Source organism: Daejeonella lutea (assembly GCF_900168015.1).
GTDB lineage: Bacteria > Bacteroidota > Bacteroidia > Sphingobacteriales > Sphingobacteriaceae > Daejeonella > Daejeonella lutea.
The window spans coordinates 1,442,562-1,455,540 of sequence record NZ_FUYR01000001.1 but is presented as its reverse complement, the minus strand read 5'-3'; the positions used below and the strand labels follow the sequence as shown (position 1 = coordinate 1,455,540).

The following is a 12,979-nucleotide window of genomic DNA, read 5'->3' as shown; positions in this document are numbered from 1 at the left end:
GACCGCAGCTGCCAAATGCTTACCCCTATTTCCCCCAACATTGTTTGTCATCAAAGCGGAAGCTGGGATTTCACAGACATAATCGAATTAACAAATACGTATCACTAAAGCCAAACACCCGCTAACCTTTCAAAGTTCCCATATCAATCACAAACCGATACCGCACATCACTCTTCAGCATTCGCTCATATGCTTCGTTGATTTCCTGCATCTTGATGATTTCAATTTCTGAAACAATACCATGCTTGCCACAGAAATCCAGCATTTCCTGGGTTTCTGCAATACCGCCGATCACAGAACCGGCAACAGACTTTCTGCCGAGGATCATGGGCACCGTGTTGAGCATGGGTTCAAGCGGCCCAAGGTAACCTACCAGAACAATTGTTCCGCTGATGGTAAGTGTTGGGATATATTCATTCACATCATGAACATAAGGGACTGTATCAATGATCAGGTCAAATTTATTTTTTGCACCTGCCATTTGCTGCTTATCGGTCGAAATAACTATGGCGTCAGCGCCCAGTTCTTTAGCGTCTTTTTCTTTTTCAGGAGATCTGGAGAACAGCGTTACATTAGCACCCATTGCTTTTGCAAGTTTTATCGCCATGTGACCCAAGCCACCTAGGCCAACCACCGCAACATTATCGCCTTCTTTTACATTCCAATGCCTAAGCGGCGACCAGGTTGTTATACCAGCACACAATAGGGGAGCAGCAGCTGCCGGATCAAGGTTTTCTGGTACACGCAGAACAAAGCTTTCTTTAACTACCACCTTCTCTGAATACCCACCGAAAGTATGACCTCCAAGGTGCTTATCCTTGCCATTATAAGTGCCGGTAAATCCTGGTTCACAGTATTGTTCCAGGTCTTTTTTACAGCTTGGGCAAATACCACATGAATCGACCATACAGCCAACACCAGCAAGATCACCGACCTTGAATTTGCTAACGGCACTGCCAACCTTAGTCACCCGGCCTATTATTTCATGCCCAGGAACTGAAGGGTAGATACTTCCGCCCCAGTCATTCCGTACAGTATGCAGATCGGAGTGACACACCCCGCAAAACAGGATGTCAATTTCCACATCTTCATCAGTAGCCTGTCTGCGGCTTATATTTATTTCTTTCAGATCAGCCGTTGTTGATGCGGCTCCATATGCTTTTACTTCGAATTTTTCCATGATATAAGTACCTTAAATGTGCTAATAAAGTTTGACATAAATTTCGTCATATTTTAGATTAATGCTGCAACGACTCGAGCTTCCAGGGTGTATGCCCAGCAGACGGGCTTTGTCGAAATCCGATAGCAATAGGATGGCAAATTGCTTCCTTCCAGCCCCCACAATGAACCCTGTCATCCCGACGAAAGCCGCGACCTCCATTGGCAGTGTCTAAATTTAAATCTATTTGACTTTAATCGCTACAATCCCAATGGCTACAGCCCACGTGAGCATAAATGGTATCAGAAGTAAGACAGCCACAGGCATCAAAAGCGCGAAAAAAGTCATGTAAGCAAGCGGCAGAAAAAACAATAAATGCTCAAAATATCTGTATTTGGTCAGTAATATCAGCGATAAAACACCTATGTGCGATAGTATAACTAACAAGGACAATATGACGGTTCTAACCAATATACTGCCTTCTAGATCACTCATGTAAGCGAGGGACTCAAATTCCCACCTGAACAAAGACCAATAGCCCTTATTGGTCTGAATACCCGTAAAAAAAGACAATAATGCCATGATTACGAGTGATATTATCATGAGTTCCGGGTACTTTAATGCCGCTCTATCCTTGCCCATTTCAATCACTTAAAAATTGAGCCTGAACGCACGCAGCAATCGACAACAGAATAAAGAAAATAGTGATTTTTTTCATGCCTCCGCCAGCTTTGGCTTTTCCAATATCCCAAATAAAAACGGTAAACCCCAATCGTGTTATAACCGAAGGTATCCACTTAATCGTTAACACCCGTTTCACATTAACTGCGCTAATCTTGATTCCTGATACTTGATTCTTGATACTCAAATCAATAATCCAAATACTCCTGAAACACCTTCTGCATATACGCCTTACCATACCGTGTCAACTCAGCATCATGCTTCACATTTGTTGAGTCGCTGCGCAGGATAATGCTTTTCCCGACATTGTCGAAGGAGATTACCTGATCCTTATTGGCAAACCCAAACCCATTATCCCAGTTAAAAAACGCGAATTCTTTTGTTCCCGGGTTCAGCAGGTCTTTGCTCCAGGTATAACGTGAAGCACCAATTCTAAGCTGGCTGAGCAGGGTAGCAGCAAGGTCGGTCTGGCTGCCTGTGCGGTCGATAGTTTTTCCGCGTACTTCAGGTTTCAGCACATCCCCGAAAAACAGCAAAGGTATATGGTAGCGTTTGGCTTCGTATTCTGAAATCGTTCCCGGTAGCCTGTGACTGTGATCAGCTATCACAATGAATAGCGTGTTCTTATACCACGCTTTAGTTTTAGCCTCCTTAACGTACGCGCCAATGCATGAATCCGTATAAAAGAAAGTGCTCCGGTACTTATTATCGACATCATCACCCTTAAACTTCGGTGTGCCCGGCACTTCGAAAGGCTCGTGGTTCGTCAAGGTTAAGATCGTCGAAAAGAAGGGCTGTTTTTCCTTGTCGAGATCCGCAGCATTCTTCCTGAATACCATATGATCATAGGTACCCCACTTCGAATTCATGTCTTTTTTATCGAAAGAGTGCTCATCCACCAGCCGCTCATAATCGTGCCCCAGGATATAAGATTTCATGTTGAAGAACTCGCTTTCGCCGCCATAGTAGAATGAAGTAGCATAGCCATTCTTCCGCAGGTCCTGCGCAATTGCCGGCAGCTTTTCCTGCTTATCATTCTGTTTCATTATGGTGCGGATCGCCTGCGAGGGGAATGCACTCAGTGTCGCAACCACGCCTTTGTCAGTGCGCCCGCCGGCAGCGTAAATATCAGTAAACAACAGTCCTTGTTTACTCAGTTCAGCCATATTAGGAGCAATACCTTTTTCACCGCCCAGATTTTCGATCAGGGCAGCGGTAAAACTTTCCACGATGATCAGGACGACGTTTGGTTTTGGTGTAGTGAGTATTAGATCGGTTTCTGTTACCGGCTTGGGAAATAACTCGGCGACGATCTTTGCAGATTCCTCTGCCGAATAGTATTTATAGGGGTTTTTAGTCGCGAACTTATTATTGATGATATCTTGCAATAGATTCCATTCTGTATTAACTGCGGCATGGTTGAGTATAGTTTTGTTCGAGAAATATGCCATGCTCTGATTTACCGGCGTCAACTGCCAGCCACCTCTGGCCATCAGTACCAGCACGACAATAGCTGTAAAACTCCCCGCTATCTTGTAAAATATTGGTTTCCCCCTATCGGCAACCCTGAAGTCAATCAGCAGCCATGCCAGCAGAAGCCCCGTCACGAAAAGTACGAAAACTACGCAGGCCGAAAGGAAGATCGGTTGTGAAGCGCTGGATGCCATGGCTTCTTTCGTTGAATTGAAAGCCATATCCACTGCACGGTAATTGATCTTCGATCCCCATTCGCGGTACAGGTTCCAGTTAAATCCACCCACAAAAACAAACACCACCAACAGGAATATGACATAAGCTTTCCCTGCCCATTGGGGTAGAAAGCTTCTTTTGAGAAAGAGTTGGATAGTATAAAATATCAGCGGAATTGCTGAAATATAAGCCACCATTGCTGAATCCAGCCGTAGTGCATACCAGAAAGTTGCTGCCTTTTCGCCGAAACTTACATTCCCTAATTGATCAGTAAAAAAAAGTAGAAAAACTAACCTGTCGAGTGCAAAGAACAGGATCCAGAAGAGGTAAAACCGGAAAAAAACGAAGAAGCTTTTTAACATAGGGCAAGTTATGAATTTCGCCGAATGTTAAAAAGCTTTAAAGATTGTGTTAAGGGAAGCGTACCCATAGGTTTTACCGCGGAGAACGCAGAGTTTTACGCAGAGAGCGCAAAGATGAAAATAATTCGCTGTGCAACTCTGCGCACTCTGCGAAACCTTTTCGGTCTCTGCGGTTAAAATGATTATTGTTCAGTTTACCTGCCCCCTTGCATTTGCATCAGCTGATCAAAAGTGATCTCTTCGAAATCTTTGCTCGCACCAAAAGTTCCTGCAGGCACAGATTCTGCTTTAACATCTTTCAATGTAGCTTTAACGCTTAGCCCGTTCATATACGAGGTAAATTCAACCGGAAAGCCAAGACCTTTGTCAAAATAGCGGGTTAATGGGTTTTGAGTGCTCACCTCAACATCTTTGGTAAACCATGCGGTAGAAGTGGCATTGCTTTTCTTTTCAGTCACATCATATTTTGTAGCATTATAACCGGCAACTGTTTTTGTTTCAGTGCTGGCTTTGATTGCCAGATCAGGGGCATTCGCAGCAATTTTATCCTGATCGGCAGGGGTAAAGATCACCGAATATTTCTTGTTCATCATAGGTATTTCCAGCAATAAACGCTCATATTCCTTGCTCAAATTCGTGATGTTCGTGCTGCTGTACATCTGCGAGCCAGTCTTCAGGCTGGAAGAATCTCCTTTGAAATGTACCTTTATCTCAGTAGGGAAATTGCTTGCCATAGCTTTCATCTGCTCAGGCAAATTCCATTCTACTCCATAAGTCAGTGTTCCTTCTGTTACCTTTTTCGGCCCTTGTGCAAATGCTCCTGCTCCCAAAAGCAGTACAGCGGCGGTAAAAATCAATCTTTTCATTAGTTTTTTAGTTTTTGTTTGGTTAGGGCCATAAACTTAATCCCGGCCTTTATAAATGTAATATAGTAAAACTTACAAAACAGACTTATATTATCCGCTATTGTTACGCTTGCCGTTAAATAATTCCATTTTCCTACTCTGAAGTGCTTCAATAATTTCAGGTATGAAGTTTCTTCTTTTTTTATTCATGCTATTATGTGCCGACGTAAAGGCGCAAAACCCGGGACCAATACTTTCCGCAATGGGATCAGGTGGCACAGCGGTGTCCGGTATCTGGTCTCTACAGCAAAACCCTGCGGGTATTGCCAGACTGAGGCGGGCGCATCTCACGATGGCGTATGAGCAGCGCTTTTTGGATGAAGAGTTAAGTACTCAGACTGCTTTGTTTGCTGCTCCCTTTTCACAAGGCGTGATCGGAGCTAGCTTCGATTCGTATGGCTTTAGTGAGTACAAGGAAATACAGACCGGCTTATTCTACGCTAAAGGTTTTGGCGATTCATTTACTATGGCGGTCGGTGCCAGATTTCACCAGCTAAATATCAAAAATTATGGTTCCGCCAAGGCTTACACTGTAGAGCTGGGCTTTCAGCTAAAACTTACCGATAATCTCACAATTGCAAGTCATCTTTCTAACCCGAACCGAAGCCGGTATACTATTGAAACAGATCCCGGGTTACCGGTTAAGCTCTCTTTTGGCGCCTCATACATAATTAGTGATAGAATATTGATGTCCCTGGATGTTCGCAAGGTCTTAACTGATCCCCTGGATGGGATGGCAGGAATACAATACAATTTGGTGGATTGGTTTTCATTACGGGGCGGGGTCTCAGCCAATCCCTTCAAGCAATACACAGGCTTCGGTATAAATCACAAAAGAATTCATGTGGATGTCGCAGTGACATCCCACCAAAACCTTGGCTATACGCCTCAAATTGCTTTGGGATATGAGTTTTAGGTTCCCGTCCGTGATATTACTAATGTTCATACCTCTCCTGTGTATCGCTCAAGCTGATCATGAGGATCCGGTCCAGGAGGTGATTGAGTATATAGCAGATAATTCACCCGAGGATCGGGACTACTCCGAAATTACTGAACGATTAAACTATTATAAAAAGCATCCATTGAACATCAACCTGCTTACGAGTTCGCAACTTCAGGAATTGATATTTCTATCGCCTCTTCAGATTGAAAAGTTTATTCAGCACCGCGATGAAAGCGGCACATTTCATGATATTCTGGAATTACAGAGTATCGATGGATTTAGTGTTGAAATTGCGCGCTGGCTTGCAAATTTTTTGGTCTTAAATCCTCCTGAATTATTCTCTGGCATCTCCCTTAATCGGGCAATTTCTCGTGGCGAACATGACCTTATCCTCAGGGTAGGAACAGTGATGGAAAAACAGATCGGTTTCGTTTCTTCAGACTCATCGAACGCGAAATATTCTGGATCTCCCGAAAGGATTTTTGCACGATACAGATTTAATTATTCAAGCAAAATTGCTGTCTCCTTAAATATGGAAAAAGATGCTGGGGAACGTTTTTTGGGAAACGGGGGCAGGGGGTTTGATTTTTATTCGGCAAACATCTTTTTCAGGGGTAAGCGCCTGGTGAAGAAATTGGTAGTTGGGGATTATTCCCTGCAGTTCGGGCAGGGACTGGCTTTGTGGTCGGGTTTGGGGTTTGGTAAAGGTGCTGGGCTAACAACTGTCGTAAAACAGGGCCACGGGCTCAGCCCGTATAGTTCCGTAAACGAATCTTCTTTCTTACGAGGTACTGCATTAACTATTGGTTCGAAGTCGTTGTCAATAACACCATTCATCTCTTATAATAGGGTAGATGCCGTGTTAACGGGGAGTAATGCGATTAGTTCGATCAGCATTAGCGGATTACACAGAACACCTTCTGAGCTGCAGAATAAAAATTTGATATCCCAACTTGTTTACGGTGCAAATGCTCAATACTTGCGTCAGGGCTTGCTTTTTGGGCTTTCCGGTTATAGAAGCCATTTTAGCAAGCCATTCGGCAATAGCGATATTTTATACAAGAAGTACGATTTCACGGGTCGCTCGCTTACTAATGTCGGCTTGTATTATGCATACAGTTTTAAAAATGCATACTTTTTTGGTGAAGCGGCCAAAGGTCTCTTATCCGGATCGGCATTTCTGACTGGAGTTCTGGCAAGTTTGTCGGGCAAGGTTTCCGGGCTATTACTTTATCGCAACTATGCAAGAGACTACCATTCCCTGTTCAACCAGGGATTGTCTGAATCTACCAAAGCCACAAATGAACGTGGTATATATGCTGGCTTAACTATAAAATTTAATCCTAAAACCGAATTTGTAAGCTATTTCGATCTCTTTAGGTTTCCCTGGCTTAAGTTTCAAGTAGATGCTCCTTCACAGGGACATGAGATGCTCGCTCAGCTAAGCCATAATATAAGTAAGAAGTTCAAAATTTCCGGGAGATTTAAGTTCCAGCAAAAGGAAGAAAATGCCGACGAGGCCAGCGTTTTTGGCGGCCTCGAAAATGTTGAGAAGCAAAGCTATCGGATCGAACTGGCTTACAAGCTGAATGACCGCTTCTCGGCTAGAAGTCGCCTAGAGATATCATCATTTAAAAAGGGAATCACCAGGCGAGAGTTTGGGGTTCTAAGTTACCAGGACATTATTTACAAACCATTAAGCTCAAAGTTTGCCGGTAATATTCGGTTCGCAATGTTCGAAACTGGAAGTTTCAATTCGCGAATTTACGCTTATGAAAATGATGTGTTGTACGGCTATTCTGTTCCTGCCTATCAGGGGAAGGGTTTAAGAACCTACTTTAATGGAAGGTATTCAATAAACCGTGGTGTGGACGTTTGGATCAGATATGCTATCTCAAGTTTTCTGGGTCAGGATGAGGTTGGCTCAGGAAACGATAAGATTTCTGGTAACAGCAAATCAGACCTTAAGTTGCAACTGAGGCTTCAATTTTGATATGTTTTATAAGGGTGAAATACCGTTCGTCAGGCTTATCATACCCTTGATCATCGGTATACTAATAGCATACCGCTTTACCGGCGCCCTTACTTTCTATGTTTCTCCCATTCTGGCTCTTGCTGTGTTTTTGCTGTTGCTCATACTCATAGTTTATTACAAGATGCTGGCATTGTACCGTTACAAGTGGCTATTGGGCTTAACCGTCCACATTTTGATCATAATCGCGGCTTACTGGCTAACAGTCCGGGCGTCCGAAAAGTATTCTGCAAATTATTTTACTCTTCATTCTGCGGATGCATACGTGGTTGAAGTGAAAAATGAACCTAAGATAACTGGCGCGGTATCGAGGTTTGAAGCGCGTGTGCTCTTCAGCTTAGGTCAAAATGAATACCGTGCCGCAACTGGAAAAGTGATGGTGTCAATAAAGGCCGGCAATAAGCAGGAAAGAACCCTCAAGTATGGCGACCTGCTGTTGATTCCTGCTGCTTTAGACAGCATTGATCCGCCTTACAATCCGGGTGAATTTGATTACAGAGGGTACCTCGCTGACAGGCAAATTCATCAACAGTTGTTTCTTCAGGGGGATGAATATTATTTAGTTAATCATAGCCAGGGCAATCCATTGATATCATTTGCACTTGACTTGCGAAAACATCTGGTAGACAAATTCTATAGGTATTTGCCCGATCAAAATGCAGCTGCTTTTGCTTCGACGTTGATTCTAGGTTACCGGGCAGAACTTAGCAGTGAAATAATAGAAGCATATTCTAAAACCGGAACCATGCATGTATTGTCGGTTTCCGGGATGCACGTTGGAATTGTTTTTATGGTGTTGTCGGTCGCCCTCCGGTTTATGAGTAAAACACAAACCACCCGTTTGATTCGTGCGTTTTTGATTATAACCGTTATTTGGTTTTATGCTCTTATCACTGGTTTTTCGGCGCCGGCTTCCCGTGCAGCTGTAATGCTAAGTTTCGTCGTCATTGGTAAAGCCCTGAATAAGAGTCAAAACACCTATAATCTTATTGCGATCTCTGCATTTTTCTTGCTGATTTATAATCCTTTTTATTTAGTGGATGCAGGTTTCCAGCTCTCATACCTGGCGGTGGCAGGAATCGTGTACTTTCACCCCAAAATCTATCAGCTGTTTGAGATAAAAACAAAAGCCCTAGACTATATCTGGAGTTACAGCGCCTTGTCGTTAGCAGCTCAAATAGCTACGTTCCCGATTAGTGTATATTACTTTCATCAATTCCCGGTTTATTTTCTGCTAAGCAATCTGTTGATCGTTTTGCCGATAGCCATTATCATGTATTCGGGTATACTTTTCATGTTCATCCCCAACTCTGTAGTATTAATTTATGCTGGAAAAATTCTCAGTTTACTCATAAATTTTACCAACGAGATCCTTTATTATATTGAGAATCTTCCATTTTCGAGTCTTGATGGAATTTGGATAACGGCAACAGAATGTTTTCTGATTTGCCTTTTACTTATCTTGATCAGCATTCGATTATCGCTTAACGTTCGAAATATGAATCTGCCAATAGCTCTGTTATTGCTCGTTCTCACTTTAAACATCTGCAGGGAATCGATCAGCAATTTCACTCAGCAACGCATTATCTTCTATAATCTTAAGAAGAAAAGTGGTATCGCATTTGTCACACGAAGTCGAAGCATAATAATAAGTGATATAAATCCGGGCGAGAAGCTTCTGAACTTTTCATTGTTGCCTGCGGTAAAAAGTTTTGGCTCCGGCCAGGAAAGATTTTATAACGAATCAGAATCCTTTTCAACTCACGACTATTTCGGCACTTCAAACTTTTACCAGTTCGGTCGTATCAGGATTATTAAATGGGATAAGAATTTTGATGGTAGAAGTTTTTCACATGGCCTGGCTGCCGATATTGTGCTGATAAGCAATAATCCGAATATTAGTTTAAATCAAATCGCTTCATATCTGACTTTTAAGAAGATCGTAATTGATGCGACTAATCCGGATTATAAAATAAAGCGTTGGATCGCTGAGGCGAATAAGCATGGTTATAAATATTACGTATTGAAGAAAAACCCGGCATTAGTCCTGAACCTTTAAATTTTTCAGGTATTTTTGATTACAACACGACAAGCTTTGACAGAACTAACAAAATATTCAACAGAAAACCGCGTAGCATACATTACTATAAACCGTCCTGAAAAGCGCAACGCTCTAAATCCGGCGCTCGTTGAAGAACTTACCGACCAGTTTTTGCGGGCCGGGCACGACAATGATGCAAAAGTAGTAGTGCTTAAGGCAGCCGGTGAGGTTTTCAGCGCCGGTGCGGATCTCGAATACCTCCAGCAGCTGCAGAATAATTCCTCGCAGGATGATCTTGAAGACACTATTGCAATTAAAGAGTTACTCTGGAATATTTACACTTTGCCAAAACTGGTTGTCGCCCAGGTGGAAGGCCACGCTATTGCTGGCGGATGCGGATTGGCGGCGGTATGTGATGTTGTTTATGCTGTCCCTGAAAGTAAGTTCGGTTATACCGAGGTCCGTATTGGTTTTATACCAGCATTGGTTTCCTGTTTCCTGGTGCGTAAGCTGGGGGAGGGCCGTGCGAAAGAATTATTATTAAGCGGCGATCTGATTGATGCAGCTACGGCATCGTCGTACGGACTGATAAATTTTGTCACCGAAAAAAGTGAGATTGCTTCCTCAGTTCGAAATTATGCTGAACGTATGGCAGTCAGTGCTTCAGGTCAGTCAGTAGCACTTACCAAACAACTCCTTCATACTGCCCAGAACCTGAACCTTGAAGAGAGTCTCGAAGCCGCTATTAAATTGAATGTCCAGACCCGCTCTTCAGAAGACTGTAAAAAAGGCATTGCTTCCTTTTTAAATAAGGAGAAATTGGGTTGGTAATAAAAACAGGATCGCATTTACAGGGTTAGATATAGGGATGCGAGCCAAAAAAAGCGAAAATAAGCCATACGAAGTGTTCCTGATCGGGGATACCGGGAACATCAACAGGCATAAGCCAGACCCGGTGATGGAAACGCTGAAATGCCATTTTGATAAAAACCAGCATTCGGCGGTGGTTTTCCTGGGCGACAATATTTACCCTCGCGGCCTACCCCCTAAATCCAATATTCTTTACAAAGACGCCGAAGATGCTCTAAAAGCTCATTATGAAGCAATAAAGGATTATCATGGCAAGGTTCTTTTTATTTCAGGGAACCACGATTGGAACAAGGGCCGCAAGGATGGGTATGAATATATCCTGCGCCAGGAGAAGTATCTGGAGAAGCTCTTTGGTAGTAATGTTATGCTCCCGTCAGGCGGTTGTCCGGGCCCTACAGAAATTAATGTAAACCCTAATGTCACCATGGTCCTGATCAATACGCAGTGGTGGCTTCAATCTGGATTTCGGCCGATAGGGCAAAGCTGCGGCTGCCGTGTGAATTCAGAAAATGAATTTTTTGAACACCTGCAAAAGATCCTTGACAATAATAAGGGCAAGCGGATTATCATTGCTGGTCATGCCCCAGTTTATAGTTATGCTATTCATGGAGGGCGTTATAAGTTGCGTCATCATCTTTTTCCTTTTACAGTTTACCATAAAAAAGCATACGTTCCACTCCCTTTTATTGGTTCCCTGCTGCCGATTTACCGCAAGTACTTTGGGGCAAAGGAAGATATTGCGCATCCGCGTTATCGCTTAATGCGAAAGCGCCTCATCCAGATCTTTAAATCACATAAGGGCCTCATCTACGCTGCCGGGCATGAGCATAATTTGCAGCATATAACCAAGGATGATAATCACTATGTGGTAAGCGGAGCGGGCTCAAAGCTGAAGTATGTGCTGCAGGAAGGCAAGAACCTTAAATTTGGAATGAAAGCTAAAGGCTTCTTTAAGATCCGGTTCGATACTGACGGAACAGCTGTCCTCTCGGCCTGGGTTGTTGATCCGGTATCAGATAAGGGAACTATGGTTTACGAACAGCCTCTGTCTTAAAATCCTTTGGTACAAGTACACTGAGCGCTTTTGGCATGATAGAAAGCTTGATCTCCTTCACCTTTCCTATGACTTCGCCGTCAACTTGCAGGGTCGTCTTCCGGCTGCTAATGATCGTAGCTTCCTCGCAGGAAATGATCTCAACATAATCGGATGTATGCAATTTCCCTCTGAACATTTTCCAGGCAATGGACATCAACTGTACACGTGGGAATGGCTTTACGATCACTAATTCAAATTTGCCGTCGTCCAATATGCCGTGGGGGTTTATTATGGCTCCGGTACCATATCGCATGGCATTGGCGAAGGTGATAGAAACTCCTTTGCGGGAGATCTCCTCATCATCATGCTTGATTTGGAAGCGGTAGCTTTTCAAAAAGAACATCTCGCCGAAAAGGTGCTTAGCATAGATTAACTTGCCGCGCTTAGGGTCTTTTTCAAAGCGTTTAACTACCCTTGCATTCAATCCAACATCCGCCAGGTGTATACAGATCTCCTTATTGATATTAATAAGATCAATCGGCTTAACTTTTCCTGCTGACAGGAGCTCGAGCGCAAAATCGATATCGCTGATATAAAGCTCTTTTGCCATGCCATTAGCTGAACCATAGGGGATGATAGCGAGGGTAATTTTGGTATTAGCCAGGATGCCTGCAACCATCTTCACCGTACCATCGCCGCCTGCTGCGGCAACAATTGAGGGGCGGAACCTTTTAATTTCTGTGCTGATCCGTGCCTCGTCATTCCCGGTCATATTATAGATCTGGAAATCGAAGTTTTGTGTTTCGGCTTGTTCCGATATAAGGTCTTTAAGGGTATCATCCTGTGCTGACCCGGATTTGGGGTTGATTACAAATAAGACTTTGGTACGGCTTTTTGCAGTTTTTAGTGCTTGCTTCATGGTTTAAAGCTGCTCTTTGACTTCAAGGAGAAACTGCTTCAGCTTCTCTAACGAATCAATCACCTTTTGGTTTTCCTTAACCTCGCCTTTATTATTCCGGATATAATCTTTAGCACCCTGAAGGGTAAAGCCTTTCTCCTTAACAAGATTAAAAATGATCTTTAGGTTCTCAACATCGTCTGGCGTGAATAGCCGGTTCCCTTTTTTATTCTTCTTGGGTTGAAGGATCTCAAACTCCCGCTCATAGAACCTGATCTGCGACGCATTTACGTCAAACATCTCCGTTACTTCACCCATGGTGTAGTAGAGTTTGTTTATGTCGCGTTCTTTGTATGGCATGGT

General features: G+C 43.3%; 11 protein-coding genes. 5 read left to right on the top strand and 6 right to left on the bottom strand.

Annotated features, from left to right (window positions below; genetic code table 11):
- Positions 1 to 121: 121 nt before the first annotated feature.
- From B5X60_RS06455 to B5X60_RS06430, 4 genes are all read right to left on the bottom strand, one after another.
- Entirely contained in the window at positions 122 to 1,180 is a 1,059-nt protein-coding gene (locus B5X60_RS06455) for an NAD(P)-dependent alcohol dehydrogenase (protein ID WP_079701784.1), read from the bottom strand.
- Between the two features lie 222 nt (positions 1,181 to 1,402).
- Complete coding sequence (locus B5X60_RS06445; RefSeq protein ID WP_079701782.1) at positions 1,403 to 1,801, bottom strand: hypothetical protein; 399 nt, start codon at positions 1,799 to 1,801, stop codon at positions 1,403 to 1,405.
- A gap of 227 nt (positions 1,802 to 2,028) precedes the next feature.
- Entirely contained in the window at positions 2,029 to 3,891 is a 1,863-nt protein-coding gene (locus B5X60_RS06435; protein ID WP_079701780.1) for an LTA synthase family protein, read from the bottom strand.
- Positions 3,892 to 4,085: 194 nt separating this feature from the next.
- The gene (locus B5X60_RS06430) at positions 4,086 to 4,757 is read right to left on the bottom strand and encodes a DUF4412 domain-containing protein (protein ID WP_079701779.1); all 672 of its coding nucleotides are present in this window, start codon (positions 4,755 to 4,757) and stop codon (positions 4,086 to 4,088) included.
- Between the two features lie 163 nt (positions 4,758 to 4,920).
- On the opposite strand from B5X60_RS06430, the gene B5X60_RS06425 reads away from it, so the two are divergent.
- Genes B5X60_RS06425 through B5X60_RS06405 form a run of 5 tightly spaced genes read left to right on the top strand, consistent with a single transcriptional unit; the run spans position 4,921 to position 11,736 of the window.
- Positions 4,921 to 5,712 carry a PorV/PorQ family protein gene (locus tag B5X60_RS06425; protein WP_079701778.1) on the top strand — a complete coding sequence of 264 codons (792 nt, stop codon included), beginning with the start codon at positions 4,921 to 4,923 and terminating at the stop codon, positions 5,710 to 5,712.
- A complete protein-coding gene (locus tag B5X60_RS06420) occupies positions 5,702 to 7,732 on the top strand; it encodes a ComEA family DNA-binding protein (RefSeq protein ID WP_139377381.1) in 2,031 nt (676 codons plus the stop codon). The genes B5X60_RS06425 and B5X60_RS06420 overlap by 11 nt, the downstream gene beginning before the upstream one ends.
- 1 nt (position 7,733) lies before the next feature.
- Positions 7,734 to 9,830 (top strand): ComEC/Rec2 family competence protein, encoded by a 2,097-nt coding sequence (locus B5X60_RS06415; RefSeq protein WP_079701776.1) that lies wholly within the window; start codon positions 7,734 to 7,736, stop codon positions 9,828 to 9,830.
- A gap of 36 nt (positions 9,831 to 9,866) precedes the next feature.
- Positions 9,867 to 10,643, top strand: a complete 777-nt coding sequence (locus B5X60_RS06410) for an enoyl-CoA hydratase/isomerase family protein (RefSeq protein ID WP_079701775.1) — start codon at positions 9,867 to 9,869, stop codon at positions 10,641 to 10,643.
- Positions 10,644 to 10,680: 37 nt separating this feature from the next.
- Complete coding sequence (locus B5X60_RS06405) at positions 10,681 to 11,736, top strand: metallophosphoesterase (protein WP_079701774.1); 1,056 nt, start codon at positions 10,681 to 10,683, stop codon at positions 11,734 to 11,736.
- On the opposite strand, the gene B5X60_RS06400 is transcribed toward B5X60_RS06405, so the two are convergent.
- Both B5X60_RS06400 and B5X60_RS06395 read right to left on the bottom strand, forming a co-directional pair.
- The gene (locus tag B5X60_RS06400) at positions 11,708 to 12,637 is read right to left on the bottom strand and encodes a diacylglycerol/lipid kinase family protein (protein ID WP_079701773.1); all 930 of its coding nucleotides are present in this window, start codon (positions 12,635 to 12,637) and stop codon (positions 11,708 to 11,710) included. The genes B5X60_RS06405 and B5X60_RS06400 overlap by 29 nt on opposite strands.
- A 3-nt stretch (positions 12,638 to 12,640) precedes the next feature.
- Positions 12,641 to 12,976 carry a MerR family transcriptional regulator gene (locus tag B5X60_RS06395; RefSeq protein ID WP_079701772.1) on the bottom strand — a complete coding sequence of 112 codons (336 nt, stop codon included), beginning with the start codon at positions 12,974 to 12,976 and terminating at the stop codon, positions 12,641 to 12,643.
- Positions 12,977 to 12,979 lie beyond the last annotated feature (3 nt).

What these genes read in the sequence shown, in the direction of transcription:
- B5X60_RS06455 (WP_079701784.1), bottom strand. Translation starts at nt 1,180, where the DNA reads ATGGAAAAATTCGAAGTAAAAGCATATGGAGCCGCATCAACAACGGCT.
- B5X60_RS06445 (WP_079701782.1), bottom strand. Translation starts at nt 1,801, where the DNA reads ATGGGCAAGGATAGAGCGGCATTAAAGTACCCGGAACTCATGATAATA.
- B5X60_RS06435 (WP_079701780.1), bottom strand. Translation starts at nt 3,891, where the DNA reads ATGTTAAAAAGCTTCTTCGTTTTTTTCCGGTTTTACCTCTTCTGGATC.
- B5X60_RS06430 (WP_079701779.1), bottom strand. Translation starts at nt 4,757, where the DNA reads ATGAAAAGATTGATTTTTACCGCCGCTGTACTGCTTTTGGGAGCAGGA.
- B5X60_RS06425 (WP_079701778.1), top strand. Translation starts at nt 4,921, where the DNA reads ATGAAGTTTCTTCTTTTTTTATTCATGCTATTATGTGCCGACGTAAAG.
- B5X60_RS06420 (WP_139377381.1), top strand. Translation starts at nt 5,702, where the DNA reads ATGAGTTTTAGGTTCCCGTCCGTGATATTACTAATGTTCATACCTCTC.
- B5X60_RS06415 (WP_079701776.1), top strand. Translation starts at nt 7,734, where the DNA reads ATGTTTTATAAGGGTGAAATACCGTTCGTCAGGCTTATCATACCCTTG.
- B5X60_RS06405 (WP_079701774.1), top strand. Translation starts at nt 10,681, where the DNA reads ATGCGAGCCAAAAAAAGCGAAAATAAGCCATACGAAGTGTTCCTGATC.
- B5X60_RS06400 (WP_079701773.1), bottom strand. Translation starts at nt 12,637, where the DNA reads ATGAAGCAAGCACTAAAAACTGCAAAAAGCCGTACCAAAGTCTTATTT.
- B5X60_RS06395 (WP_079701772.1), bottom strand. Translation starts at nt 12,976, where the DNA reads ATGCCATACAAAGAACGCGACATAAACAAACTCTACTACACCATGGGT.